The sequence below is a fragment of the Stenotrophomonas terrae genome, assembly GCF_001431465.1.
In the GTDB taxonomy this organism is placed as follows: Bacteria; Pseudomonadota; Gammaproteobacteria; order Xanthomonadales; family Xanthomonadaceae; genus Stenotrophomonas; species Stenotrophomonas terrae.
The window spans coordinates 86,220-113,061 of record NZ_LDJJ01000028.1 but is presented as its reverse complement, the minus strand read 5'-3'; the positions used below and the strand labels follow the sequence as shown (position 1 = coordinate 113,061).

Annotated in this window: 24 protein-coding genes; 12 read left to right on the top strand and 12 right to left on the bottom strand. The window is 62.2% G+C overall.

Annotated features, from left to right (window positions below):
- Window positions 1-113 precede the first annotated feature (113 nt).
- Complete coding sequence (locus ABB27_RS09090) at window positions 114-1,280, top strand: hypothetical protein (protein WP_057628379.1); 1,167 nt, start codon at window positions 114-116, stop codon at window positions 1,278-1,280.
- A 28-nt stretch (window positions 1,281-1,308) separates the two neighbouring features.
- Here ABB27_RS09090 and ABB27_RS09085 read toward each other — a convergent pair whose 3' ends face one another.
- From ABB27_RS09085 to ABB27_RS20430, 3 genes are all read right to left on the bottom strand, one after another.
- Entirely contained in the window at window positions 1,309-1,731 is a 423-nt protein-coding gene (locus tag ABB27_RS09085) for a response regulator (RefSeq protein WP_083491221.1), read from the bottom strand.
- Window positions 1,732-1,829: 98 nt separating this feature from the next.
- On the bottom strand, window positions 1,830-2,564 hold the full coding sequence (locus tag ABB27_RS09080) for a response regulator transcription factor (RefSeq protein WP_244479187.1): 735 nt from the start codon (window positions 2,562-2,564) through the stop codon (window positions 1,830-1,832).
- Window positions 2,565-2,609: 45 nt separating this feature from the next.
- Complete coding sequence (locus ABB27_RS20430) at window positions 2,610-3,614, bottom strand: helix-turn-helix domain-containing protein (RefSeq protein ID WP_057628376.1); 1,005 nt, start codon at window positions 3,612-3,614, stop codon at window positions 2,610-2,612.
- 174 nt (window positions 3,615-3,788) lie between these two features.
- On the opposite strand from ABB27_RS20430, the gene ABB27_RS09070 reads away from it, so the two are divergent.
- From ABB27_RS09070 to ABB27_RS09045, 7 genes are all read left to right on the top strand, one after another.
- Entirely contained in the window at window positions 3,789-5,405 is a 1,617-nt protein-coding gene (locus ABB27_RS09070; protein ID WP_161809634.1) for a sensor histidine kinase, read from the top strand.
- Between the two features lie 98 nt (window positions 5,406-5,503).
- The gene (locus ABB27_RS09065) at window positions 5,504-7,822 is read left to right on the top strand and encodes a patatin-like phospholipase family protein (protein ID WP_057628374.1); all 2,319 of its coding nucleotides are present in this window, start codon (window positions 5,504-5,506) and stop codon (window positions 7,820-7,822) included.
- 127 nt (window positions 7,823-7,949) lie between these two features.
- Window positions 7,950-9,458, top strand: a complete 1,509-nt coding sequence (locus ABB27_RS09060; RefSeq protein WP_057628373.1) for an arylsulfatase — start codon at window positions 7,950-7,952, stop codon at window positions 9,456-9,458.
- A gap of 214 nt (window positions 9,459-9,672) precedes the next feature.
- Window positions 9,673-9,849, top strand: coding sequence for a hypothetical protein (locus ABB27_RS19930; RefSeq protein ID WP_161809633.1), 177 nt, complete (start codon window positions 9,673-9,675; stop codon window positions 9,847-9,849).
- 58 nt (window positions 9,850-9,907) lie between these two features.
- Window positions 9,908-10,945, top strand: coding sequence for an AraC family transcriptional regulator (locus ABB27_RS09055; RefSeq protein ID WP_057628372.1), 1,038 nt, complete (start codon window positions 9,908-9,910; stop codon window positions 10,943-10,945).
- A 70-nt stretch (window positions 10,946-11,015) separates the two neighbouring features.
- The gene (locus ABB27_RS09050; protein ID WP_057628371.1) at window positions 11,016-11,912 is read left to right on the top strand and encodes a type 1 glutamine amidotransferase domain-containing protein; all 897 of its coding nucleotides are present in this window, start codon (window positions 11,016-11,018) and stop codon (window positions 11,910-11,912) included.
- Window positions 11,913-11,980: 68 nt separating this feature from the next.
- Complete coding sequence (locus ABB27_RS09045) at window positions 11,981-12,430, top strand: nuclear transport factor 2 family protein (RefSeq protein WP_083491219.1); 450 nt, start codon at window positions 11,981-11,983, stop codon at window positions 12,428-12,430.
- Between the two features lie 143 nt (window positions 12,431-12,573).
- Here ABB27_RS09045 and ABB27_RS09040 read toward each other — a convergent pair whose 3' ends face one another.
- On the bottom strand, window positions 12,574-12,840 hold the full coding sequence (locus ABB27_RS09040) for a glutaredoxin family protein (RefSeq protein WP_057628369.1): 267 nt from the start codon (window positions 12,838-12,840) through the stop codon (window positions 12,574-12,576).
- Between the two features lie 255 nt (window positions 12,841-13,095).
- Window positions 13,096-13,995 carry a LysR substrate-binding domain-containing protein gene (locus ABB27_RS09035; protein ID WP_057628368.1) on the bottom strand — a complete coding sequence of 300 codons (900 nt, stop codon included), beginning with the start codon at window positions 13,993-13,995 and terminating at the stop codon, window positions 13,096-13,098.
- Window positions 13,996-14,434: 439 nt separating this feature from the next.
- Between ABB27_RS09035 and ABB27_RS09030 the strand changes: the two genes are divergently transcribed.
- On the top strand, window positions 14,435-15,070 hold the full coding sequence (locus ABB27_RS09030; protein ID WP_057628367.1) for a glutathione S-transferase family protein: 636 nt from the start codon (window positions 14,435-14,437) through the stop codon (window positions 15,068-15,070).
- An 11-nt stretch (window positions 15,071-15,081) separates the two neighbouring features.
- Window positions 15,082-16,122, top strand: coding sequence for an LLM class oxidoreductase (locus ABB27_RS09025; RefSeq protein ID WP_057628407.1), 1,041 nt, complete (start codon window positions 15,082-15,084; stop codon window positions 16,120-16,122).
- A gap of 62 nt (window positions 16,123-16,184) precedes the next feature.
- On the opposite strand, the gene ABB27_RS09020 is transcribed toward ABB27_RS09025, so the two are convergent.
- Entirely contained in the window at window positions 16,185-17,234 is a 1,050-nt protein-coding gene (locus ABB27_RS09020; RefSeq protein ID WP_057628366.1) for an NAD(P)-dependent alcohol dehydrogenase, read from the bottom strand.
- A gap of 123 nt (window positions 17,235-17,357) precedes the next feature.
- On the opposite strand from ABB27_RS09020, the gene ABB27_RS09015 reads away from it, so the two are divergent.
- Window positions 17,358-18,233, top strand: a complete 876-nt coding sequence (locus ABB27_RS09015) for a LysR family transcriptional regulator (protein WP_057628365.1) — start codon at window positions 17,358-17,360, stop codon at window positions 18,231-18,233.
- 114 nt (window positions 18,234-18,347) lie between these two features.
- Here the strand turns inward: ABB27_RS09015 and ABB27_RS09010 are convergent, their stop codons facing one another.
- The 4 genes from ABB27_RS09010 to ABB27_RS08995 all read right to left on the bottom strand — a co-directional run bounded on the left by ABB27_RS09010 (window position 18,348) and on the right by ABB27_RS08995 (window position 22,695).
- Entirely contained in the window at window positions 18,348-19,640 is a 1,293-nt protein-coding gene (locus ABB27_RS09010) for an NAD(P)/FAD-dependent oxidoreductase (protein ID WP_057628364.1), read from the bottom strand.
- Window positions 19,641-19,705: 65 nt separating this feature from the next.
- Window positions 19,706-20,803, bottom strand: a complete 1,098-nt coding sequence (locus ABB27_RS09005) for an alcohol dehydrogenase catalytic domain-containing protein (RefSeq protein WP_057628363.1) — start codon at window positions 20,801-20,803, stop codon at window positions 19,706-19,708.
- Between the two features lie 309 nt (window positions 20,804-21,112).
- Window positions 21,113-22,021 (bottom strand): AraC family transcriptional regulator, encoded by a 909-nt coding sequence (locus ABB27_RS09000; RefSeq protein WP_057628362.1) that lies wholly within the window; start codon window positions 22,019-22,021, stop codon window positions 21,113-21,115.
- Window positions 22,022-22,401: 380 nt separating this feature from the next.
- Window positions 22,402-22,695, bottom strand: coding sequence for a hypothetical protein (locus ABB27_RS08995; protein ID WP_152984505.1), 294 nt, complete (start codon window positions 22,693-22,695; stop codon window positions 22,402-22,404).
- 503 nt (window positions 22,696-23,198) lie between these two features.
- On the opposite strand from ABB27_RS08995, the gene ABB27_RS08990 reads away from it, so the two are divergent.
- Window positions 23,199-23,876: a response regulator gene (locus ABB27_RS08990; protein ID WP_057628360.1), complete on the top strand. Its 678-nt coding sequence runs from the start codon at window positions 23,199-23,201 to the stop codon at window positions 23,874-23,876.
- 519 nt (window positions 23,877-24,395) lie between these two features.
- Here the strand turns inward: ABB27_RS08990 and ABB27_RS08980 are convergent.
- The gene (locus ABB27_RS08980; RefSeq protein ID WP_057628358.1) at window positions 24,396-25,091 is read right to left on the bottom strand and encodes a response regulator; all 696 of its coding nucleotides are present in this window, start codon (window positions 25,089-25,091) and stop codon (window positions 24,396-24,398) included.
- A 506-nt stretch (window positions 25,092-25,597) separates the two neighbouring features.
- Window positions 25,598-26,776: an EAL domain-containing response regulator gene (locus tag ABB27_RS08975; RefSeq protein WP_057628357.1), complete on the bottom strand. Its 1,179-nt coding sequence runs from the start codon at window positions 26,774-26,776 to the stop codon at window positions 25,598-25,600.
- Window positions 26,777-26,842 lie beyond the last annotated feature (66 nt).

Below are 26,842 nucleotides of genomic sequence, written 5' to 3'. Positions count from 1 at the left end.
CGCACAATCACGATTACTACTGACGGCGGCCCAGTATTTTTACTGCAGGCTTGGCATCGGCCGATCACTAAGCTTGTTCTCCATGCCAGACGGTGGCGAGGAGCTCGCATACGATGACATCCGACGACTTGTCGCTGATGCGTGGCGGCCTGGTCTACCGGGCCATGCACTGGCTTGGCCTGCTACGCAGCCGTCTGGCCTTGCCGCCGCTGATAGCCGGAGTATTGGTCACGTTGGCATGCCTGCCCTTGCTACTGGCCTGTGCGTGGGAAGGCAGCCTGCTACCGGGCCGGGTGACCATGCCGTTGCTCGCCGACACCTCGTTCTACGCACGCTTTGCCTTGGCCCTGCCCTTGCTGGTGCTGGCTGCAGCGCCAGCCGACTGTCTACTGCGCAGCGCGGTCCGCCAGCTCAACCGTGCCGGTTTGGTCCCCGCCAATCAGCATGCTGCCTTCGACACGCTGGTGGCGCGCGCCCGCGCCCTTCGCGACTCGCATATCCCGGAGTGGCTGTGTCTGCTGGTGGCGCTGGCGCCGGCTTTGCTGAGCCCACCGGTGGTAACCGAGCTGACTCACATCAGCGGCTGGCACGCCCACGCCGATGGCAGCGCATCGGCTGCGGCGTGGTGGGCCTGGTGGGTATCACTGCCACTGTTTCGGCTGGTCGGCCTGATGTGGATATGGCGCTTCCTGATCTGGACCGTGCTGCTGTGGCGCTTGACCCGGCTTGACCTTGACCTGCGTCCGCCGCACCCGGACGGTGCAGGCGGGATCGGCTTTCTCGGCTTCGCACAACAACGTTTCTCGGCACTGTCGCTGGCCGGCGGCATCGTGCTCTCGGGCAGCTGCATCAATCACTTCGTCTATGCCGGCCAGACCCTGGGCAATGTGCACTATCTGCTGGCGGCCTATATTGTTGGCTCGGCGATACTGCTGCTTGCACCGCTAGCCCTGCTTTCGCCGGCATTGATACGTGCCAAGCGCCATGCCCTGCTCAAGTACAGCGCACTTGGCCACCGCGCCATCCGCAGCTTCGATCTGTACTGGAAACGCGGCCAACCGGACGAGGATGCGCCCAGCCTGCTGGACAGCCCGCAGCCATCGGCCCTGGCCGACTTCGCCAGCGTCTACGCCAGCCTGGCGCGGATGTCGCTGGTCCCCATCTGCCGCGGCAATGTGCTGTGGATGCTGTTCAGTGCAGCAGTACCGCTGCTGCCCCTGGTGTTCTTCGCCATGTCGGTGGACAGCCTTGTAAGCAAGCTGGCCTCGATACTTTTCTGAGTCTCGCTGAACAGCCAAGCAGCGCAGATCAAGCCTGGCCAATGCGCATGCGCTTGACGATTGATGCCGACATGAACGACCTTCCGGCGAGCACCTCGCGCACGCCCAGCAGCAGCTCCTCGCCGGCATCGGCCTTCAGTACATAGCCGCAGCGGCGATGGCACATCGCCCGCTGCACCAGTGCCGGATCGTCATGCATGGTGATGAACACGACATGCTTGATCACCCCTTCGACCAGCAGCAGCTCTGCCGCTGCCAGCCCGTCCAGGCCGGGCATGGTGATATCGGTCACAACGACATCCGGCTTCAGCTCGCGCGCCATCGACAGCAGCGAGTACCCGTCTTCGACCCAGCCAACCACCTCGAACTCCACGGCAAGCAACATCTGCAGCGGCCGGGCCACCGCCATGCTGTCTTCTGCCAGCAGTACCCGTATGGACTTCATTGTCATCACCGACGCAACCGTCGTCGGTACGATGTTGGGCTGCGCCCCGGCTTGTCGCCACAGGAAAAAAACCCGCGCTGCGCAAGTAAAATTACTTGCTTCGCTCAAGCCAGCTGCTGCAGATCGTCGCGGAACGCCTTTATCAAGCCGAGTTGATGCGCCCGGCGCACCAGCTCCAGGGTTCCGTGCACGCCCATCAGCTGCATGATTGCGTACTTGTGCGACTCAACCGTGCGTACTGACACCCCAAGCTCATAGGCAATCTGCTTGGAGCGCAGGCCCTGCGCTACCCAGTCGAGGATGCGCCGCTGTTTGTCGGTGAGCGTGTAACGTTCGCCGCGCCCACTGGAGGTCAAGGCCATCGCCGCCAGCCCCGAGGCCAGATACACCCGCCCCGCCAGCACCTCATCAATTGCATGCAGCAGTTCGTCTCCTGCTGCGGACTTGAGTACATAGCCACCGGCGCCGGCGCGCAGCGCCTCGCTTACGATGGCGCAGCTGTGATGCATGGACAGGAAAACGAAGGGCGTTGTGATGCCCTCGGCCCGCAGCATGCGCATGGCGTCGATCCCTGTCATGTCCTCCATGCTGATGTCGGTGACAATGATGTCGATGCCGCCGGCGCGCGCCGCCTGCAGCAATTGCTCGCCGGAAAGCACCAGTTGCACCTCATCAAATCGATCCCGCAACAGGCGCACGACCCCCTCGCCCACCATCGCGTGATCATCGGCAACCAGCACCCGCAAACACGAGCGGGCACCTTGCACTGCGCATGTTTCCATTCGTGCACCTCCACCAGGCAGCGGAAAGCGGGAAGCAAAGAACACCGCATAGAGCACCCAAGCCCCTCTATCTAGGCCGCCTGCTGTTAACGCAGCGTGTAGTCAATGCGACATTTTTGCTTTGTTGACGGAAATATGGGTGTCGCTCGGCCGCTCACCGAATAGTTGCCTGTACTCGCTGGCGAAACGGCCCAGGTGCGAGAATCCCGCGCGCAATGCAACCTCGGTTACACATGCGCGCGGCTCATCCAGCAGCAATTGCCGCGCCTGATTCAGCCGCGCTACCTGATGCCAGCGCTTTGGCGTCATCCCATACACATCGTGGAACACCCGCTCGAGCTGGCGCTCGCTCATCGACAGCGCGCAGCCCAGCGCACGGCTGCTGTACTGCAGGGCGTCCTGGCTGCACAGAAACGCTTCCGCCCGCTGCAAGAAGCGCTCGCGCTGCTCAAGCCTACCCAAATGGCGGCTGCTCTCGTGGCTGCCTGCCGCGCCTTCCAAGGCATCGACGAAGGCATCCAGCAGCAGCTCGCCGAGCATGCTTGCTTCGGCCATCGAGGTAGCTGGGCTCCAGCGCGCAGCCTGCTGCAGCACGAACTGCACGCACATCTTCAACTTCAGGTTGTCATCGGCGGTACGCGGACACAGCCGCCAACCATGCTGCGGCAACGGTAGTTCGCGCTGCAACCGGGCAAAAACCGCTGCCTGCAAGCTGCTGCGCGGAATGCGCAGTACCACCCATTGCCACAGCGGGGAAACCGATCTCACCGCGACCTCGCGGTCTTCGGAAAATACCATCAACTGCCCTTCCCTGACCCGCTGGCCGTTGAGCCACATGGGCTCACCGCAATGGCTGGCCAGCGCCAGGCCCATCATGTCCGGGGCAAACATGCCCTTGGCCAGCACCGGCTGTGTATAGGTGCCGCGGTCCAGGCTGAAACCCGGAAATACCAAGCGCTGCGCCCGAGCCCTGAAGTAGCCCGGCCCCAGCAAACGCTGCTCGAAGCGCGCGTCCTTGACCACCCCAAGCAGCGCCTCCGGATCGAATCCGTCTATGTCCAGGCAGCCGTAATGCATGCCATGGGCCGAAAGAAACGTGGTGTCCATCGCTCACCTGTCGGAAAGTGGATAGCGGTTTGGATCCATTGCGCCTTACAACAGCCGGTGAAACGGGGGCGGGATCCGTGCTCCCATCGCCGTTCGCGAGGTAACCGGCCTTCCAAACGGCGGGTTAGCTTGTGCGATGCAGCGGTGGCGCCGTGTGAAGATGGAGCTGCTTGCATGGGTGTGCGTAGCATTTTCGTGCAGTTGTCACAGATGGAGTCACACCGCGCCACCACTCGGTTCGCGGGAATGGCTGCCGTTGCCGCAGCCGCCCAGCTGGTATCCGTGGAGCCGTGGATTTCGCCACGTGGGGGCCACGCGCTGTGGCTACCCGGCGCCGCACTGATGTGCACCTTGCTATGGCGCCCCTATGTCGAATGGGCCGCCTGCTTCGGTGGCGCCTTGTTGGGTTGCGTCGGAATACTCGCGCTGCGGGGCGCTACCGCAACCGAGGCCACCGCGCTGATTCTCGGCCTGTTGCTGCTGGTGACGGCCGCGACCTTGTTGATCCGCCAATTCGGCCTGCTGGATACGGTGAACGTGGACTTTCCACAGGTCGCCACTTTCTGGGTGATTGCGGTGCTGGCACTGCCACTGAGCAGCACCGGCTGGACGCTGCTGGTGCTGCGCAGCACTCCGCTGCCGGACTTCGCGGGCGCGTGGCATAACCTGCTGCTGGCCAACGCCTTGCCGTACCTGCTGATCGTGCCGACCTTCATCGCCCTGGTGCGCATGCATCGACGCACTCGCAACCACCGCTCCCTGTCCAGGTTGCACGCTTTCCTGGCGCTGATGCTGCTGCTTCTGTTGTGGACCGCGTGGATGCTGCCCTGGGCCTCGCCGATGGCCGAGCCCCTGTTGATGCTGGCCTCCACCCTGTTGCTGGCCTGGCTGCTGCTGGTATTGGGACCGGCCGGGGCCTTCCTGGCGTTGTCGTGCTCCACCGTGTTGTGCATGGCCATCAGCATCCATGGTTGGGGACCCTTGGCATCCGGGGACGGCGAACGGACCACGCTCGCGGTGCAGCTATGGGCGTTTGGCGATGGCATCACGCTGCTACTGCTCAGCGTGCTGGTGGAGCAGCGTCAGAGCGCACGCAACTCCTTGCAGGCAGCAAGCACGCGGCTGGCGGACATGACCGCGCAGATGCTCAGGGTGCAGGAGGAGGAGCGCACCCGTATCGCGCGCGACCTGCATGACGACATCAACCAGTCGCTGGCGGCGATCTCCATCCAGCTCAGTTCGCTGAAGCGTGCCGCACCTGCGCTGGCACGTGAGCAGATGGAGCAGCTGCAGGAGCAGGTGCTGGAGGTATCCAGCGACGTGCGCCGTCTTTCGCATGACCTGCATCCAAGCCTGTTGCGCTACACCAGCCTGTCCAGTGCGCTGCGCAGCCTGTGCAGCGGCTCCTGCAGGCATGCCAGTAACCGCGTGCATTGCGACATCAATGACGAACAGATCCTCGATGAGCAGCAGAAGCTCAATCTCTTTCGCATCACCCAGGAGGCAATCCACAACGTCAACCAGCACGCGCATGCACGCAATGCCTGGGTGCGCCTGCAGTTTGCCGGTGGCCAGGGTCTGCTTGAGATCGAGGATGATGGCATCGGCATTGACCAGGCCCATGTGGATATGCACCGTGGCCTTGGCATGATCAGCATCGAGGAACGCGCGCGCCTGCTCGGCGGAAGCTCGCATCTGCAAGCTGCCGGCGACAGCGGCACCTTGTTGTCGATCGTGTTTCCGGTGCGGCGACCTGCACGCGCTGATTCCTCCACCAGCGAATCTACCTAGCACGGCCCAGTAGATTTACCGGAGCCTGCGTTGCCCCTGCCTCGCACAATGGCCACCTGGCCGTCATCCCGAGTCAACGGCGCGCGCGGGACCCACTCATGCTCCAACCCCTGCATACGCATCGCGCGCTTCGCCTGCCGGCTGACAAGCTCACGGTGATGATGCGCTGCTGGCAATCCGTGCTCGGCGTGCTGATTGTGTTGCTGCTATGCAACCCGGCAAGGGCGCAGCAAGCGGATGCTACCGATGTGGATGCCCCGGTACCGCAGCAGGCGCAAGCCACGCCTTGCGTTGGCCTGGTGCTGGGCGGTGGCGGCGCGCGCGGTGCGGCACATATCGGTGTGCTGCAGGTGATGGAACGCGAGCGCATTCCCGTCTGCCAGATAGCTGGCACCAGCATGGGTGCGATTGTTGGCGGGCTATACGCCAGCGGCTACACCACCGACGAACTGCAGCGCCTGATCGAGACCCTGGACTGGGCCGATCTGTTCGTGGACGACGCGCCTCGCATCGATCGGCCGATGCGCCGCAAGGATGCCGACTTTCGTTACCTGTTGAACCTTGAGCTTGGCCTGCGCGACGGCAAGGTGGTGATGCCCGGTGGCCTGGTGCAGGGGCAGAAGCTGCTGCTGTTGCTGCGACGACTGACGCTGTCCAGCTGGGATGTGGATGATTTCAGCAAACTGCCAATTCCGTTCCGCGCGGTGGCTGCCGATATCGGCAGCGGCCAGCGGGTGGTGCTGCAGCAGGGCGACCTGGCATTGGCAATCCGCTCCAGCATGTCGGTTCCGGGCGCCTTCGCCCCCTTGCGGGTGGATGGGCACCTGCTGGTCGATGGCGGCATGGTCGACAACGTGCCGATCGATGTAGTACGCGACATGGGCGCAGGTCAGCTGATCGTGGTCGACGTGGGCTCGCCACTGCATCCAGAGGCAGCACTGACCAACCCGGTGGCGATCATGGACCAGATGATCGGCGCGCTGATGATGGAGAAGACCCAGCGCCAGCTTGCAACGCTTGGCAGCAATGACGTACTGATCCGTCCAGAGCTTGGTGACCTGAGCGCGGCGCAGTTCGACCGCGGCAAGGAGGCGATCGCCGCAGGCGTGGCCGCAGCCGAAGCAGCCTTGCCACAGCTGCGCCAGCATGCCGTGGACGAAGCCCGCTACGCGGCCTTTCGCCAGCAACAACACAGGCCTGCGTTCGACCCCGGGCTGGTGAGCTTTCTGGATGTGCTGCCGGTCAACTCCAGCGCGGCCAGTGCACGTGTACAACGTACCCTGCAGGCCGAGGTAGGAAGGCCGTTGGAGGTGGATCGCCTGCAGCAGGAATTGGGCGTCGCCTACAGTGCCAATCGCTTCCAGCAGCTCGACTACCGGCTGGTGGAACGCGATGGCGAACGCGGGCTGCAGATCGTAGCTACCGAACGGCCTTGGTCGGTTTTCGGAAAGTTTGGATTCCAGCTCAACGACAACTTCGCCGGCCGCAACAGCTACATGATTTCCAGCGAGCTGACCGTCGCCGACATCAACCACTGGGGTGCTGAATGGCTGACCGTGCTGCATGCCGGTCATATCAGCGGTCTGTACACGGAGTTCCACCAGCCTGTGGGCGATGGCAGGTTCTACCTGCAGCCGAGCCTGCAGGCCGAGGCCGAAACCTTGCCGCTATGGGCCTCCGACCAGCAGATAGCCGAATACCGGATCAAACGACGCAGCCTCGGCATGAGCATGGGCTATAGCCCTAGGCCAACCTTCGCCATCAGCACCGGCATCGTGCGCGGACGCGACAGCAGCGACGAGCTGGTCGGCAGTCCGCTGGATTTCAACCGCGACAAGCAGGACTTCGCTGCCGTTGTCGTCAACGCCACCTGGGACTCGCTGGACAGCATCAACTTCCCGACCCGCGGGTGGCGCTTCAATGCCGACTACGAGATGTACCGGCAGCAACTGGGCGCGGATGTGGAGGGCGATGTGCTGCGCCTGAGCGGCGACTGGGCGCACGCCTGGGGCCGCTACCATCTATTGCTGGGTGCACAGCTGAGCAGCGCGCTGGACGATGACCACTTCTTCCGCGCACAGAGCTTTCTTGGCGGCTTCCTGAACCTGTCCGGCTACGACGAACACGCCTTGTTCGGCAACCAGGCCGCGCTGCTGAAGGCGGTGGTGTATCGCCGTACCGGAGATACGACGCGGCTGTTCTCATTGCCCTTGTACCTGGGCGCAAGCCTGGAAACAGGCAATGTGTGGCTGACCCGGGCCGCGGTGGATGCGGACAACCTGGTCTTGGCTGGCAGCCTGTTTGCCGGGGTGGATACGCCGTTGGGGCCGATGTTTCTTGCCTACGGTTACAACGACAACGGCCAGGCCTCGTGGTACCTCACCTTTGGCTCGCTGCTGCGGCCGATGGGCAGATGACGCTCTACGACCGTTATGCCCTGCGCGATTGCGACAGGTAGTTTTACTGCTGGTTACCCGGTTTTTTTTCCGATTCCCGCCGCCCGCCCGACTTGTAGGCTTGTATCGGATAACCCGGAGCCCTGCTATGGACGCGAAGAAACCGAACATTCTGTTCATCATGGCCGACGACATCGGCTGGTTCAATGCAAGCTGCTACAACGACGGAATCATGGGGTACCGCACCCCGAACATTGATCGCATCGCCAGGGAAGGCGCCAAGTTTACCGATTTCTACGGCCAGCAGAGCTGCACCGCCGGCCGTGCAGCTTTCATCACCGGCCAGTCGCCGATCCGCACCGGCCTGACCAAGGTCGGCATGCCCGGGGCCACGCTGGGGCTGGGCGGCGAAGACCCCACCGTTGCCAATGTGTTGAAAAGCTATGGCTATGCGACAGGCCAGTTCGGCAAGAACCATCTCGGCGACCGCAACGAACACCTGCCAACGGTGCATGGGTTTGACGAATTCTTTGGCAACCTCTACCACCTCAATGCCGAAGAAGAGCCCGAGTACGAGAACTACCCGAAGGATCCGGCGTTCCGCAAACGCTTCGGTCCGCGCGGCGTGCTCAAGTGCAAGGCAAGCGACAAGGACGACGCCACCGTCGATGCGCAGTTCGGCAAGGTCGGCAAACAGGTCATAGAGAATACCGGCCCGCTCACCCGCAAGCGCATGGAAACCGTGGACGAGGAATTCCTTGGCGCCGCGCTGGATTTCATCGACCGCAACAACAAGGACAAAAAGCCTTGGTTCTGTTACTTCAACCCGACCCGCATGCATGTGTTCACCCATCTCAAGCCCGCCTCCAAAGGCAGGACCGGATTGGGGCTATACCCGGACGGCATGGTTGAACTCGACGGCTATGTGGGTGAGTTGCTGAATAAGCTCGACGACCTGGGCATCACCGAGAACACCATGGTGGTGTTCACCACCGACAATGGTGCCGAGGTGCTGTCCTGGCCGGACGGTGGTGCGACGCCTTTCCGAGGCGAGAAAGATACCAACTGGGAGGGTGGCTGGCGCATTCCCTGCGTGTGGAAGTGGCCGGGCGTCATCGAACCGGGGCGCGTCATCAACGACATTGCCTCCCTGCAGGACTTCATTCCCACATTTGCCGCTGCCAACGGTGATGGCGATCTGGTCAAGAACCTGAGGAAGGGGCACAAGCTAGGCGCACAGACGTTCAAGGTGCATATGGACGGCGAGAACCTGTTGCCGTTCCTGCGCGGTAAAGACGCCGAATCGCCGCGCCAGGCATTCATCTACTGGAGCGACGATGGCGAATGCATGGCCGTTCGCATGGGCCGCTACAAGGTGGTGTTTCTGGAGCAGACCGAGACGGGAATTGAAGTCTGGCGCACCCATCTACGGCCCATGCGCATTCCGAAATTCTTCGATCTGCGTTCGGACCCGTTCGAACGCGGCGAGGAGAGCTTCAAATACAACGACTGGTTTGTCGAGCAGAATTTCCTGCTCTACTCCGCACCGCCCTTGCTGATGAAGTGGTTGGAGAGCTTCAAGGAATTTCCGCCCAGGGCGAAATCCGCAAGCTTCACCATAGACCGGGTTGTAGAGTCTTTGATGCCAAAGTCCTGACGGTAAAGCCTGCCCTGCGGACCTGGGCAGAACCAAGGGACAACAACCAAGCCCACAACGCTGCGCAGGCAACGCATCTTGCCTGCGCAGCGCAAGCTTGAAACTCGGCCAGTCAATCTGGTTGTGGACGCCTGCGCCGCGCTGATGATCTACGTTGAGCTGCCCGGCAATGACCACGGCTCGCCTCCCGCCTTCCCCATGCAAGAGAGCGCTCATGAAAGAACATCCGTGGTTCTGGGTCCTCAGCTTGCTCCTCGTTCCGCTGCTGGCGGCCTTGGTGGTCAGCGTGGTGGTGCGGCATCGCGGGCTATCTGCCAACGCGGTACTGACCTGGTTCGTACTGGTGTGCTGGTGCGCCGCAGTGGGGGTCATCCTGTCCCAGGTCAGCTGAGGCCGGCGGCCATACAGCCCTTGCTTGACTGCATCAGGTTTTTCCCAATACTCCGCTGATGCTGAGCCAACACTTCCTGTTCTTCTTCGCCATGCTCGGTGCCTTCAACGGCCTGATCGCCGCATCGGTGCTGTGGTGGCGCGCCAGGGGCGAGCCAAGCCAGCGCTGGTTGGCCCTGCTGATCCTGATGGTAGGGGTGCGCACCGGGAAATCGGTGGCCTTCCATTTCTGGCCGGACATCCCAAGGATCGTCCTGCAGCTTGGCCTGACCGCCTGCTTCCTGATCGGCCCCTGCCTGTTCTTCCTGCTGCGCTCCTGCCAAGCCAACAGCGGCGGGCTCAGCCACATCGACCGCTGGCACATCGCCGGCGTGCTGGCGATCACCCTGCTGGTGAATGTATTGCTGCCCTACTCCGGTCATGTCGACCTGTGGCGGTGGACCATCACCCCGGCCATCCAGTATGTCTGGCTTGGCTATCTGCTGCTTGCGAGCGCGCAGTTGCTGCGGCATCGCAGCACGCTCATGGGCACGCCTTCAGGCCGGTTGCTGCTGGGAGCAGTGATTGGTGTCTGGCTGATCTGGCTAGCCTATTTCACCTCCGGTTACACCTCCTATATCGTCGGGGCGCTGTCTTTCACCTTTGTGCTGACGGCAAGTGTGCTGGTGTATCTGCGCCTGCGTGCTGGCCAGGCACCGATCGAGCCCTACCAGGACCGACGCATCTCCGACGCCGAGGCAACCCCGCAGCTGCAGGCACTGGAAGACCTGATGGACCGTGAGCGGCTGCATCTGGATCCGGCATTGACCCTGCCCCGCCTCGCCCGCCGCCTCGGCATTCCGCAGACGCGCTTGTCACAGCTGCTCAACGACAACAAACAGACCTCCTTCAAAAGCTATTTGGCGCAGCTGCGGGTGGTGGAGGCCAAGGCATTGCTGCAGCAGCTGCCAGCCAAGCCTCTGGAACGGGTGGCCGAGGAGGCCGGCTTCCAATCAATGTCCACCTTCCACAGCGCGTTCAAAAAGCTCGAAGGGATTACCCCCGCGGCATTCCGCGCAGCCAGCAGCAACTCCGGGAATCGATTCCAACACTCCTGAATTACACCTCAAGACATTGATCTGAAAGGGATCACCTAGTCTGCTGGCTCCGCCTCACGAGCCAGCATCGATGTCCATCTCCCGTTTGATCCCCGCCCTGTTGATGGTGCTGCTGGCCTTGTCCAGCGGCGTCGGCAGCGCCCATGCCAGCCCGCTACCCAAGATCGAGCCAGGGCTGAGCAGCAGCACAGCCACAGCAACCAGCACCTCAAACCCGACCTACGCCAGCTCGACAACAGCGGCCGACGGCCAGCCCGGCCGCATCCTGTTCGTCGTGGCCAGCAGCAAGGTCCATGGCGAGTCCACCCTGCCAGCCAGTGTCAGCTTTGGCGAGGTGGTCAACGCCTGGGACACCTTCCAGGCAGCTGGCCACCCGGTGGACTTTGTCTCGCCCGATGGCGGCGCGGTGCCGATCCTGGATACCTATGTCAGCCAGGACATGGCGCCCCGCCTGCAGGACAGCCGCGTCATGAGCGGCCTGCGCAATACCATGAGCCCGGACCAGGTCGACCCCGGACGATATCGCGCCGTGTACTACGTCGGTGGCAGCAACGCCATGTATGGCGTAGCCGAGGATCGCCGACTGCAGGACATCGCCACGCACGTCTACGAACGCAACACAGGGGTGATATCGGCGGTCTGCCACGGCACGGCGGGGATCGTGAATCTGCGCCTTTCCAGCGGCCAGAGTCTGCTGGCGGGCAAGCGCATCACCGGCTTCCCCGAGGAGCACGAAGACCAGACCGCAAGCTACTTCAAGCAGTTCCCGTTCCTGATCGGCAAAACCGTGCAGGAGCGCGGCGGAACCTTCCGTGCGATCGACAGCGAAGCGCCCTACCTAGAGATCGACGGGCGCGTGATGACGGGCCAGAACTACGCGTCGGCGGCCCCCTTGGCCCAGGCGGTGGTCGATCTACTGCGTACCCAGCCCGGCGCGGCATCGGCCGGCAGCAGCGCATCAGACTGAACCACAGCAATGGCATCTACTGCCGTTTTACGTATCCAACCTCCTCATGAAACACCCAAAGGACAGCAATGAAGCCCACCATCCAATCGCTCGCTCTCACAGCAATGCTGTGCTTCCTCCCCACATTGGCAACCGCACAGAACAGCAATCGCGCTGCCGTCGAACAGACCATGCAGCAGTTGATGCGTGGCTTCGAGGCAGGCGACTCCGCCCTGATCTTCGAAGCTTTCAGGAAAGACGGCATCGTCGTTGGCCACTCGGCAACGACAGGCAAGCTGGTTACCTTGACCGCCGAAGAGTGGGCCGAAGGCTTTCCCGGCAAGCCCGCTGCCGATGAGGACCAGCGCCATCGCAGCTACGAGATCCTGGACGTCACCGATGAAGTGGCGATGGTCAAAGTGCGCCTGGACTACCCCGGCTGGGATGGGGTGGACTACCTGGCGTTGCTGAAGATCGACGGCAGGTGGCAGATAGTCAGCAAGTCGTGGGGCGGCAAACGCAAGCCGGCGGCTACGTAGACAGCTCGCTGGTCCACAAGCTGAAACAGCGCGTCCAGCGGACACTGGGCGCGCTGCCAATCCCAGCAAAACCTGTTTCGTGCATGCAGCCAGGTGAAGCTTCGCGCGGGCGGGGTGCCGACGGCGCTTATCGATGCCGGTGGTCAGCTGCCGCTGGGCAGACCCAGGGCCTGCACCAGGTCTGGCTTCTGCGAGGCAAACGTGCCGAAGAAAACCTGCCCGTCGACCAAGGTTATCGGTGCAATACGTAGCCCCGTGCGGGCCTTCGCTTCCGCGCTGATCGCCGGATCTGTAAGGTCGCGTTCCTCATATGCAATCCCCAGCCGGTTGAGCCAGTCCTTCAACATTCGGCAATCCGGACAGGTCGGCGTTGTATAGAGGGTTACCTGCGGATGAAATGTACTGCTCAAGGTCGTTTCCTCGCTGTCGTTGTCCGGGTTTGTCCAGCCGGGATTGCCGGATCCGGCGGCACCCTCGCCCGGCGGTGGTTGCCATGAGCATGCGGATTACCACCGTGACAAGGTCAAGCCGATGGCGGCATTGTCTTCAGCACCGGGCAAGCGAGCGCTTGCCGGGCGAACCGATCCCACGCGTGCGACAGATCCCGAAAACCCGATACCCCGCTGGCATCTCGGTTGACAGCAATGCTTGCTGCCACCCCAACGCTAGAGCGCAGCCTGCTCACCCTGCGTTTCGTGCTGCAGCCATGCAATGAACGACGCTATCGCCGGGTTTTCATCCGCACCTGGCAGGGTCACGGCATAGTAGGCAAACGCCGTTGGCCAGGGCCGATCCAGGGCGACCGACAGCCGCCCGCTGGCGATTTCCGCCTGCACATAGACATCGCGCAGCAACGCAATTCCCTGTCCCGCCTCTGCCGCGCGTATCAGCAACACATCGTCATCGAAAGCGGGCCCGCGCTCGAAGCGCGCATCATCCGCCATTCCCAATGCCTTGAACCAGAGCCGCCAATCGCTGCGGTCGGAGTCCTGCAGCAGCGGATACTTCAGACAATCTTTCGGGGTGCGGATGCGCGGTCCATCGGCCAGCAAGCGCGGGCATGCAACCGGCAGGAACACCGGGGAAGCCAGGTGACGCGAAACCAGCCCCGGGTAGTGGCCAAGACCATGGCGGATGGCAACGTCAACGCGGTCACGGCGCAGATCGACCAGGGCCGAGGAAGCCTCCACGCGTATCTCGATATCCGGATGCACTGCGGTAAAACCACCTAATCGCGGCACCAGCCACGACGCCGCGAAGCTTGGCACCGTACTGATCGTCAGGGTCTGCCGACCATTGATCGCCCCCAGCACTGCCATGCTGTCCTCAATGGTGTCGAAGGCACGAAGCAAGGCCGGGTACACCTGCGCACCGGCTGGGCTCAGCGAAACACCCTGACGCGTGCGGACGAACAGGCGTACGCCGGTGCGCTCCGTCAATAATTTCAACTGCTGGCTGATGGCACCCGGACTGACCCCCATCACCTCGGCGGCGGCCTTGAGACTTCCATGTCGGCCCGTCTCGACGAACGCGCGCAATGCCAGCAATGGAAGGACTGCTCCCATGAGTGATTTCCTGAGCTTTCGGTCTGAAAAAGTCGCGTTGGCAGCGCCATCGCAGGGCAAGCATGGCGCATTGCCACAAGTAAGAAAAGCTGATTAGCCAAAGCCAGCTCGAAGCCGCAGGAGCGAAGCGGAGAGCCACGCGGCCGGCACTATGCATACAGCGCAACGCCTTTTCCAGCATCAATGCCAAAACCGCAATAGTTTATCGGGCCAACCCCACTGCAATGGTTCGGGCAGAAGGCAAACCAGAACGTTAGGAATTCTAACCTTATGCCCCAGTAAAGATCGTTTTTCCACGCTCGCACTGCGGCCTAGACTGCGCGCATTCCCGGCTCCACGACGCCGCACGCAAAACGCCGCCGACGCAGTGCACCACCCAAGGACGAAAGAGAGCCGGGATCACGGACATACCTTCCCCGCATCCCGACAAGGAGCCCTCGTGCCCCAACCAACGCTACACCTCTATACCGACAGCTCGCCAAACGGGTTCAAGGTCTCCATCGCCCTGGAAGAACTTGGCCTGCCCTATCAGCTGCACCACGTCCGCATCGATGCAGGCGAGCACAAGCTGCCTGCGTTCCAAAAATTGCACCCACATGCGCGCATCCCGGTGCTGGTCGATGAAGCCAACGGCATCACCCTCTTCGAGTCGGCGGCAATCCTGCTCTACCTTGTCGAGCGCAGCGGTCGCTTGCTGCCGCAGGAACCAGTACCGCGCTGGGAAGCCATCACCTGGCTCATGTTCCATGCCGCAAGTGTCGGGCCGATCCTCGGCCAACGCGTGCACTTCGAGATGTTCGCCGATACGCCGCAACCGGCGGCAATCGAGCGCTATCGCCGCTTGAGCAACGAATTTTTCGCCACCCTCGACCGGCGCTTGGCGGACCGTTCCTGGCTGGCCGGAGAGACCTACAGCATCGCCGACATTGCCGGTTTCGGCTGGACCCACATCGCCCGCGTCATCGACCTGGACTTCAGTGCCTACCCGCATCTGACCGAATGGCATACGCGCGTTTCACAGCGGCCGGCCGTGCAGCGCGGCGTACTGATACCCGAACCCGCCACCGGCCCATGAACGAGACCCTGATGAACGCTTCAAATGAAACACCTGCAGCACACGCAGGAGCATCCGCGCCGGCTTTCGCGCACCACCGGGGTTACCAGCGCATGTTCCGCGAGGGCAGCCTGAGCCTGGGTATCTTTTTGCCCCTGCGCTTCTACCGCGGCGATATGACGGTGCTTGCAGGCCAGGCTGCTCGTGTCAGTCAACTTGATCGAGCCGGCCTTGCAGCAGTATGGGTGCGCGATGTTCCATTGTTCGACCCCTTGTTCGGCGACGCCGGCCAGACATTCGACCCTTTCACCTATCTGGCATTCCTTGCCGCACAAACCGAAAACATCGCACTGGCCACCGGCAGCGCGATCTTCTCGCTGCGGCATCCGATTGACCTGGCAAAGTCGGCAGCCACGATTGACCAGTTGTCCGGTGGACGGCTGGTGATGGGCATCGCCTCCGGCGACAGGCCGGTGGAATTTCCGGCATACGGCCTGGATCACGCACAGCGCGCCGAACGTTTCGCTGAATCAGTCCGCTATGTGCGCCAGCTGATGCAGCCCGGCGCACTGAACATCAACTCGTCGCTTGGCACGGCGCAAGGGGTGGAACTACTTCCCAAACCGGCTGCCGGCAGACTGCCGCTGCTGGTCACCGGCAGTTCCCGACAATCGCTGCAGTGGGTGGCAGAGCACGCCGATGGCTGGCTGACCTACCCGGACGCGACCCATCATCCCACCGGCCCGAAGCGCTTGGGCGAGAAGATCCGCGCTTGGCGCGCACTCATCCCTGACGCTGGCTTCCGGCCCCATGTCACCAATGAGTGGCTGGACCTGGTCGACGACCCCAATCATCCGCGAACATCGATAGACGGTGGCTACACCTTGCGGACAGGGCGCAACGGCCTGATCGACCTGCTGGGCGAGTGGCAGCAGGCTGGCGTCAACCATGCCGCGCTGGGAATCCAGTTCTCCGCGCGTCCTGCCGATGAAGTCCTGCAGGAGCTGGCCGAGTACGTGCTGCCACTGTTCCCCTCGCACGCAGCGCCCACATCAACAACACCGCGCTGGTAGCAGCTGCCGGAATCGCGTACCTGCTTGCAGGCACGCGATTCTGGGCCAGCCGATTCTCCTGCTCAGGCAGACAAGCTGGCGTTGTCGATCACGAAGCGATACTTCACGTCGCCCTTGAGCATCCGCTCGTAGGCGTCGTTGATCTCACTGGCGGTGATCAGTTCGATGTCCGCCACGAGATGGTGCTTTGCGCAGAAATCCAGCATCTCCTGGGTTTCCGGAATGCCGCCGATCATCGACCCGGCCAGGGTGCGGCGCTTGGTGATCATGTTGAACACATTCGGCGAGGGATGCGGGGTTGCCGGCGCACCAACCAGCACCATCGCGCCGTCGCGCTTGAGCAGCGCCAGGAAGGCATCCAGATCATGCGGTGCGGCCACGGTATTGACGATCAGGTCGAAGCGCTTGCCCTGCTCAGCCATGGCTGCTGCATCACGCGACACCACCACTTCGTCGGCACCTAGGGCGAGTGCTGCTTCGCGCTTGGATTCGGAGGTGGTGAATGCAACCACGTGTGCGCCCATCGCGTGGGCCAGCTTGATGCCCATATGGCCCAAACCACCGATACCGACCACGCCCACTGTCTTGCCCGGGCCGGCATTCCAATGCCGCAGCGGCGAATAGGTGGTGATACCGGCGCATAGCAGCGGTGCGACCGCGGCAAGCTGTTGCTCGGGATGGCCGATACGCAGCACATAGCGCTCGTGCACCACGATCTCCTGCGAATAGCCGCCCAGCGTCCAGCCCGGCGCATCTTCGGTTGCCCCGTTATAGGTACCGACCATGCCGTCGCAATAGTTCTCCAGCCCTTCGTCGCAATCCTCGCACTGCTTGCAGCTGTCAACGATGCAACCAATGCCGACCAGATCGCCAGGCTTGAAGCCGCTTACATGGGCGCCCACCGCCGCCACCTTGCCGACGATTTCATGACCGGGGACGCAGGGGTACTGGGTACCGGCCCACTCGGCACGCACCTGGTGCAGGTCCGAGTGGCAGACGCCGCAATAGGCGATATCGATCTGCACGTCGTGCGCGCCGGGCGTGCGGCGGGTGATATCCATCGACTCCAGCGGCTTGTCGGCGGCATGCGCGCCGTAGGCTTTGACAGACATGGGAACTCCAGCGGTGTTGGGGGAAAGCGCCATTGTCCATCGGAGGCACTGGATTGATAAGGTAATCAATACTTCTAGCCATTATTAGCTGTACTAATCAATCGAGCGTGCCACACTGCGCCCATGGCCCGCCGCAACCTCAACGACCTGCTCGCCTTTGTCAGCGTTGCCCGCGAGGGCAATTTCACCCGTGCAGGCGCGCTGCTGGGGGTCTCGCAGTCCGCGCTCAGCCAGGCCATCAAGGCGCTGGAGGAACGCCTGCAGATCCGTCTGCTGACCCGCACCACCCGCAGCGTGTCGCCGACCCCGGCTGGCGAGCGCCTGCTCAACGCCATCGGCACCCGCTTTGATGAGATAGAAGCCGAGCTCGATGCCCTCACCGAGATGCGTGACACCCCTGCCGGCACCCTGCGGCTGACCTGCGGCGACCATTCGCTGCAGACCATCCTGCTGCCGCTGATGCACCGCTACCCGGACATCCACATCGAGTTCGATGTCAGCTATGCACTGCGGGACATCGTCGCCGACCGCTTCGACGCCGGCGTACGCCTTGGCGAAAGCATCGACAAGGACATGATCGCCTTGCCGATCAGCCCGAAAGTCCGCATGGCCGCCGTCGCCTCCCCCGCCTATCTGGAGCAGCATCCGGCGCCCAAGGCCCCCGCCGACCTGACCCGTCACAAGTGCATCAATATCCGCCTCACCAGCTCGGCCGGCTTGTATGTCTGGGAATTCGAGCGCAATGGCAGGCAGGTCAACGTGCGGGTTGAAAGCCAGGCGGTATTCAACACCTCGCCGCCCATCGTGCAGGCTGCGCTGGATGGCTTGGGCATTGCCTTTCTGCCGGAGGGCGAGTTCGCGCCGCATATCGAGCAGGGCCGGTTGGTGCGCGTGCTGCAGAACTGGTGCCCGCCCTTTCCCGGCTACCACCTGTACTACCCCAGCCGCCGCCAACACTCGGCGGCGTTTGCGCTGGTGGTGGATGCGCTGCGGATCTGAGTGACGGCGCTCGCAACATCCAGGCTTCAACCGAGGCTGCCACCGCTGTACGAACGGTCGCTCAAAGCAACACTGTCGCTACACGCGCATGGCCGCCACAACAGTCTCAATGAATCAATCCAGCCGGATCGGCGCCCGCAACCGCGCGTTCAAACGGTCCACCAGCCACAGCAGGCCACCACGCCAGAAGCCATGAATTCTGGCCTGATGACTGCGGTACAACATGATGTGACTGAACTGGGCGAGCCGGCCGCGTATGGTGCCGCCCTTGAATATGCCGAACTTCCCCAGCGAGCCAAAGGCGTCATAGTCAGCCAGTGAGACCAGCGCGCCGAAGTCGCGATAGGCGAAATCAGGGATTTTTTCGCCGCTCAAATGCCTGCGCAGGTTGCGCACCAGATACTGCGCCTGTTGATGTGCCACCTGTGCGGTAGGCGGCAATGGCCGCTCGCCACCTGGCAAGGTCAGCGCCGCGCAATCCCCTACCGCGTAGATGGCCGGGTCCAAGGTGGTTTGCAGCGTCGGCAGCACCAGCAACTGGTTGTTGTGGTTGGTTTCCAGCCCATCCATCTCAGCCAGGAAGCTGGGTGCCTTCACCCCCGCCGCCCACACGCGCAACGCGGCCGGCAGGACGCCACTATCCAGCACAAGACCCTCGGCGTTGGCCGCTTTTACCTGTGTCCCGAGCATCACCCTGACTCCCAGGCTCTGCAATCGAACGCTGGTTGCAACAGAAATGTCCCGTGGAAATGCAGGCAGCAGCCGCGGGCCCGCCTCGATCAGATGAATTTGAATATTGGCAGCCAAGCCTCTCGCGCCATAGCCTTCAGCCACATCCACCAGCTGCACCAGCTCGGCAGCCAGCTCAACGCCGGTGGCGCCGCCGCCGACTATGGCAATGGATAGTGGCTCGCCATGCGCAAAAGACTGCAGCACGCGGATCCGTAGCTCGTGGTTGAAGGCATCGGCCTGTACCCGCGAGTCGATCTTGAAGCAATGGCTGGCAACACCAGGGGTACGGAAGTCATTGGCCTGGCTGCCTACGGCAACGACGAGTGCGTCGTAGCTCGCGCGCCGTGCAGGCACCAGCACGCGCCCATCGGCACTGCGTATCTCGGCCAGCACCACCTCGCGTCGGCCGCGGTCCACCCCGCACAGCTCCCCGGGTTGGTAGCTGAACCCGGCTTGCCGCGCCTGTGCCAGATAGGTGGTCTGCTGCTGCGATATATCCCGCGTGCCCGCTGCGATGGTATGCAACATGGGCTTCCAGACATGGGCGACGTCACTGTCGATCAGCGTCACCGATGCTGCGCCTGGCCAGTCACGCCTACGCCGCGCGAGCGAGGTTGCAATCTCGATCCCGGCAACGCCGCCGCCTACCACCACAATCCGTTGTTGCGTCTGCATCACTTCACTCACAGAAATTTCGTCTCCCTGCCAACAGGGCAAATGTGCGAGATGAACCTGGAACCTCAGTGTTCGAAGTCGGTGATAACGACGCGGGCAATCGAACCATCCTTCAACGCCTCGAAACCTTCGTCTATCTGCGACAAGGCGATCCGCCTGGACACCAGGTACTGCAGCGGGAAGCGTCCGGCCAGCGCCATCTGCGCGTATAACGGAATGTCGCGTTTGAGGTTCGAATTGCCCATGTAAACCGTCTCGATGCGGTTCTGGTTCAGCTGCAACCCCAGGGTGTGGAGTTCGACACTGGTCGTCCCCGCACCGATGCCTATCAGATACAGGCCACCGCCCTTGGACAGCATCTGCAGGCCTTGTTCGATCACTGCACGAACGCCCACAAGGTCGAACACATAGTCCGCGCCCTCCGGCAGCAAGGCCCTCACCGCATGCACCGGCTCAAGCTGGCGGGAGTTGATCACATCGGTCGCACCGAAGATCCTGGCGAACTCAAGCTTGCCATCCGACACATCGATGGCGAGGATTCTCGATGCGCCTGCAAGTACGGCGCCGGCGATGGTGCTGAGCCCAACGCCGCCCGCACCGATCACCACGACGGTCTGGCCATATTGGACGTTGGCGGTATTGAGCACCGCGCCGGCACCGGTGAGCACCCCGCAGCCCAGCAAAGCAGCTTGTTCGAACGGCAGGGCCTTGGGAACAACCGCAACCTGGTTCTCATGCGTCAGCACCTGCGCGGCAAACCCACCCAACCCGTAACCCTGGTTGACCACACGGCCATCGCCCGCATGCAGACGTGCAGGCTCGCTTTCAGCACGCAATGTCGCTTCTGGATGCAGGCAGCTGTGGGTATGCCCGGACAGGCACTGTGTGCATTTGCCACAGAACTGGATCAGGCTCGCGACGACATGGTCGCCCAGCTCGATTCCGGTTACGTCCTCACCCATGGCAATCACCACCCCGGCCACCTCATGCCCCAACACCACCGGCGGTGGCTGACCAATCCCGGCGGTGGCCAAGGTCAGGTCGCTATGGCACAGCCCGGATGCTTTGACATCGATAAGCACTTCCCGCTCGAGTGGTTGCGCCAGAGCAAGCTCCTCAACGGCAAAGCCACCTCCAAATGCGTTGACAACGGATGCTTTCATGAAAGAGAAACTCCATAGGGAAACACTGGCGCACCCAACGCGGGCCGCAGCGCATCTGTGTGTTCGGCAATAGAGGAACAGCTTGCCTATTCAATGCAGGCACCTGCGCTGCCGGAACACCGCAACATTCACCGACTGCGGCAGCCGAACAACGCCGGGTACAGCACCAATGGATATGCAGCGCAGCAGCCGCAGTCTCCCCACCTCGCCTAGAGACTAGGTCCGTTTGTGTCGGTGCGGGTAGACGGATATCGGCAGATTCTTGCCCGATTGTGTCAGCGCGAGAGAGGTGCGGTGGCGCACGCCGACTCAGTCCGATGCTGCAACAGGGCCTGGCTGCAATACGCTTTCGCGCGACGCCACGGCATCGCGCGACGGCGGCGCGCCAAACATCCGCCTGTACTCACGGCTGAACTGGGAAGGGCTTTCATAGCCCACAGCAAAAGCGACGCTCGCGGCACTGTGCTGCTGTGCGGTCAATCGCCGACGTGCTTCCTGTAGACGCAGGCGCTTTTGATACTGCAACGGACTCATGCCGGTGACTGCTTTGAAGTGCCTATGCAGCGAAGACAAGCTCATGCCGACATCCCGTGCCAGCACCTCAATGCGTATCGGTAACACATAGTCCCGACGGATATGGCTGATGGCGCGGCTGATCCTGGACAAGCGGCTGTCCGACAACGCCAGCTGGCGCAACATTGCGCCGTGCTCGCCCGCCAACAGCCGGTACAGAATCTCGCGTTCGAACAACGGTGCCAGCATGGCGATATCACCCCGCTGGCCCAGCAGCCGCACCAGTCGCGTCAGCGCGTCCAGCAGGTCTGGACCCAACACCCCCACGGCCATGCCGGCCGAAGGCGCAAGATCGAACACCTGCTCGCCCATGTCCAACAGCACCGACGCCAGCATCACTGGCTCCAGACTCAGCGCAACCGCGAGGAATGGACGCGCCAAGCTGGCCTCCCGGACCTCACCGGTCAAGGGCAGATCCACCGACGTCAGTGCATAGCGTGCAGCTGGCAGCTCGAACGGCTCGTCACCCAGCTTCATTTGCACACGGCCTTGTGCCACCACCAGCAGCCATGCCGCGTAGACGGACTCCGACGCCGCACTGACATTGTTCGAGCGCATCAAGGCCATGCGCGGAATATCTGTATGGGTAAAACCGGCCTCGCTGTACCGTTCGATTGCGTCCTGCAGGTCAATCAGCGAGCTCATTCGGAAAGCTTAAACAGCATCAGCGAAAATGAAATGACCCAAACGCACATTCGCCGTTGACTACAGTTTTCTTGTTGACTATTCCTTGCCACGGAAGCCGCTATTGCAGCACCTCGCGCTGCCACCGATGACAAACACCAGCAACCGACAGAAAGCCAATCGCTCCGTATCGCCAACGGCCACCCTCAGGGCGGGCCAGGGCTGCAGCACCATGGTGCACAGCCACGCAGCCGTCGCTTGGGAGCGCGCAGACAGGCACTCAATGGAACTGTCCTGCGCCGTATCAGCACTTGCCACCCGCTCAAGCTGGCGAGCGCTGATTCCGGCACGCGGAAACCCACGCGTGCCCGCAGCGCCAGCCCGCGCGCCGCCTGCTTGAATTACTTCAACGCCGACTTTCCTTTGCTGTGATGCCGGCGGACCAGCTCTTCCAGATAGATATCCAGCGCTGCCCTGGCGTCTTCCGACGTCTCTTTATGTTTCAGGGCCCAGCTCAAGCGGTCCATCAATACCGGGTCACGGCAGTCGTCCAGGCTACTCTCATCCCATTGCCTTGCCTTCCGGTAGCGCTTGGCCCTTTCCGCCTGAGACAAAGGCGTCGCGTAAAGACGCGGCCTTCCCCGACGCTTTGGTTCCGCGGGTTCCAGTTCTGCGCTGCCGCCATCATCAGCCATCGTCATTTCCTTGCCAGACAACGGCCAATAATAAAGTGATACATCACTTTATGCTCGCTCAAACTGCATTTACTCGGCAGCCATCACGATCGTCCGCGATAAGCGGCTCATAACGCCTGCAAATCCGGCTCGGGGATAGCCACTTCCTGATCCAAGCCGGGCACGGCCAACCACCGCCGGATCTGCATCGGTCCGCCGTTCCGGATTCGCCTGCGGTGCGGCGCAAACCCGTTGGCCGCGGCATGGCGCATACAAACCGGTCGTCCTTCATTACGCCACACACAGCGCGCAAATCCGGCCAGCTATCGCACCAGCGTCGGACTTGTCCTACGAAAGCGACGCACTGATTAAGACGCCAAGTGCTTACTTTGCTGGCACTACACAAATAAAGTAAGGGAAAGCGCCCAACAAGCTTTCGTTTCCTCTCTCCAACCCTGCACGCTGCAGCGCTACAGCCTCCTCTCTACAGGCCTCTCCCGTTCAACCATCGAAGCCGATCCGTCATGAAGCCACTCACTCTCCGCATCATTCTCGCGGACGATCATTCCGCCGTGCGTGCCGGCCTTCAGTACGTTCTGACCTCGGCCAGCACGGTTTCGGTAACCGGATCCGTGCGTAACTCGACCGAGCTGATGGATGTACTGGGGCACAGCCCCTGCGACGTCCTTATTTCCGACTACTCCATGCCGGGTGGGCGCTACGGCGATGGCATCGCACTGTTCAAACTAATCAAGAAGCGTTACCCGTCAATCAAGATCGTTGTACTCACGATGTTGGAGAATCCGGGCATCGTGCATTCGTTGCTGACCTTGGGTATTTCCTGCATCTTGAGCAAATCAGATTCGTTGAATCATCTCTTGCCCGCCATACACGGCGCATATGCCAACGGCCGCTATCTATCACCGACGATCACCGATATAGCCGGTGCGGTGGCCTCGGGCAGTTCCGGCGTGCAGACACTCACCACCCGTGAGCTGGAAGTCATCCGCTTCTTTGTCTCCGGCCTGACCGTCAACGAGATTGCCGAGCGATTGAGCCGCAGCAAGAAGACGATCAGCACACAAAAAGGCGCGGCAATGTTGAAACTTGGGCTCAAGCGCGATGTGGACTTGCTGCGCTACGGTATAGAGTCTGGCCTGGCTGACGCCGAAGCAGGCCCCTCCTTCGCCAGAGCGTTATAGCCTACGACCCGCTGCCGCAGCAGTCCAAGCTGCAAGCGGCAAGGTCGTGTTGCAGCGTTTCAGCCGCTGGATAACGGCCAGCCGGTACAGAACAAGCTTCGTTTCTGAAATCCGCAACACCGGCCGAGGCAGATCCATGCCTGCCAAATTGGGACCGGTCCTATGGCCGCTCCTGAGCGCTTGACACAACATGAGCAGAATTTCTTGTGCGGCGCCATCCTGGCGCTCGCACGCGTGCTTTGCTTATGAGCTGCGGCCGAGAACACACATGATGGACAAAAAAACCGCGGACGTCAGGCGACTGCTAATAGATTTCGCTCGTCTCTCGACCCTTCAGAAGAACCAGTTTCTGGAGACACTCAATCTCTTCATGTACGCATCGCCGCAACGGCGGCGGAAAATCATGATGCAGTGGGAATCAGGAAAGACGGGCCTGGACATCAATTAGCACGATTGCCCGCAACCGGCAGCTGCAACGGCTGCGGTTGCGTGCTCACGCGCGGAATCAGCGCAAACCACTCAGGTTCCGCTTGGTTCGGGTGCAGCCGGCACACCACCCGATGAGGTAACCAGTCCATTTTCCATGGCGTAACGCAGCAGATCAACGTCCTTCTCGATGGACAGTTTTTCCATCGCATTGGCTTTCTGTGTGCTGATCGTCTTCTTGCTTCGGTGCAGCCGCTCGGCAATCTCGTTGACGGTCAGACCCGATGCGTACAGACGTACGACCTCTGACTCACGGATGCTGAGCACCCCCGCGGGGTTGCGGCTGCGCCGGTTCAACTCGATGCCCTGCACGACCTTCTCGATCGTGGGCGAATAGTACTTGCCGCCACTGTGCGCGGCGTGCACTGCGGGTACCAGGTGCGTCAACGCGTCGGACTTGCTGACGATACACATGACACCCTGGGTCAACAGCGTGTGCAGTACCGCTGGGTTGTCCAACATCGTAAGCACGACCAGTTTCACCTGCGGGTAGCGCCTGGCAATCATCCCGAAAAGCGCGATGCCATCACCAAAGTCCCCCGCCGGCATGGCGTAGTCTGAGACAACCACGTCGCAGGCGACACTGTTGAGCAATGCCATCAATTCCGTCGAGTCGGCAGCGGTGCCGACAAGTTCAATCGTGTCTATGGATGACAGCTCGTACTTGACCCCTGCAATCATGCCCGGGTGATCGTCAGCCAAAATCACCTTGATCTTGAACCCATTCATGATGACGCTTCTCCCAGAAGTACGACGGCAGCTGGTCAATCCCAGCCGAGGAAGCCCCCTCCTTTCCGCAGATTACTTCAGGACAGAATCCATGTCACATAGGTTTTCAAGGTAGGCGCATGTAGGCCAAGACGACTGCCCCGCAGCTGCCCCGACAGCCTTCACTCACCATCTGGACGCCCTGCTCCTGCACGTGCCCGGCACCTGCTCTCGGGATGACTGCGCGCTACCGCGCGCCGTGTCACAAAAGATGCCGATGGGCACCGTAATCATCGCGGCAGGCAGCCCACAGGAGCATCATTGGCTCCCATCGTCCGGATCGCACTCAAGCTCCCCTGCTCCTCCAACCCAGGGTCCGCGTTCATTGCGCAGGAAGCGCAAAACCCGCGACCAGGTGGCCGCGGGTGGCTGAAACGTAGTCAGGATCACATCAGAAGGCCGATGCCGAATCGCTTTGAGATGCTGCACATCCGTGCGCATCTCAAACCACCAGAGCTGCTTGTCGATCAGAGCTGCTGGGCCACGTAGTTCACATAGTCTGCCTTGGGCATCGCACGCCCATGCAGATAGCCCTGCGTGGTGTGGCAGCCCAGGCTGCGCACCATGTCCAGGTCCCGATAGGTCTCAACACCTTCCACCACCACTGTTGCCACCATCTGCCGCGCCATCGCAATGGTGCTGGCCAGCAGGCAGCGGGCATGCGCGTGCTCGCGCGCCTCCACCAGCATGCTGCGGTTGATCTTCAATTCATTGAACGGCACCTGCAGCAGCCGGTCCAGCGAGGAGTCGCCGCTGCCGAAGTCATCGATGGCGCAGTTGAAACCGCGCAGACGCAGCTGCGTGACCGCACCGGCCAGCGCCGGGTTGCACAACTCGCCGCCGTCCTCGGTGATTTCTATCACCACCCTGCCCGGATCGACACCGGCATGATAGGCATGGTCAGCAACGCTCTGCGCCCAATGCACGCCAGTAGCCACGCGTGCCGGCACATTGACCGCGGTCAGCAGCGAAGAGCCCGCGCCTTCGGCGGCGATGCTGTCGAACGCGCAAGACAGCATGTAATCGGTGAAAGCGACCAGCAAGTCGGCGCGCTCGAACGCAGGCAGAAACTGTGCGGGCGCCAACACCGCGCCATCCGGCCGATGCCAGCGCGCCAGCACCTCGGCCCCGCGCAGCAGCCCGGTGATCGCGCAATGCTGGGGCTGGAAGTACGCCTGGATCTGCTGCTCCAGCAGCGCCCCGCGCAGCTCTTCAGTTGAGAACTCCTGCGCTGCCGGCGCTGCCGAAGCTGCGGGGGCATCCACCACCATCCCCGCCGACGCAGCGACGATGGCCTTGATCTGATCGGGCTTCAAAGGCTTGCGCAGCGCCGCGACCACGTTCAGCCCGCGATGGGCTGCGTAAGCCGAGGCAGCGTTCAAGATGCGGCTGGGCTGGCTGCTTACCAACGCCAGACGCGCTGACCGGCAGCGCTCCGCCAACAGATCGATCACCTGCAGGCCGGTGAGGTCGACGATATCCAGATCAAGGATGACCAGGTCCCAGCTACGGTCCCTCAGCGCGCCCACGGCGCGGTCGCCATCCAGCGCGGAAACAACTTCAGACACACCTGATTGACGCAGCACTTTGGCCGTCGGAAGATGCTGCAACTCGTTGCTGTCGACGACCAGCGCGTTCTGGATCATCCGGGTTTCCGATCGTGGCGATACAAATTTCGCAAGAGCGTTCATGGGCGATGTCTCCACGCCGGG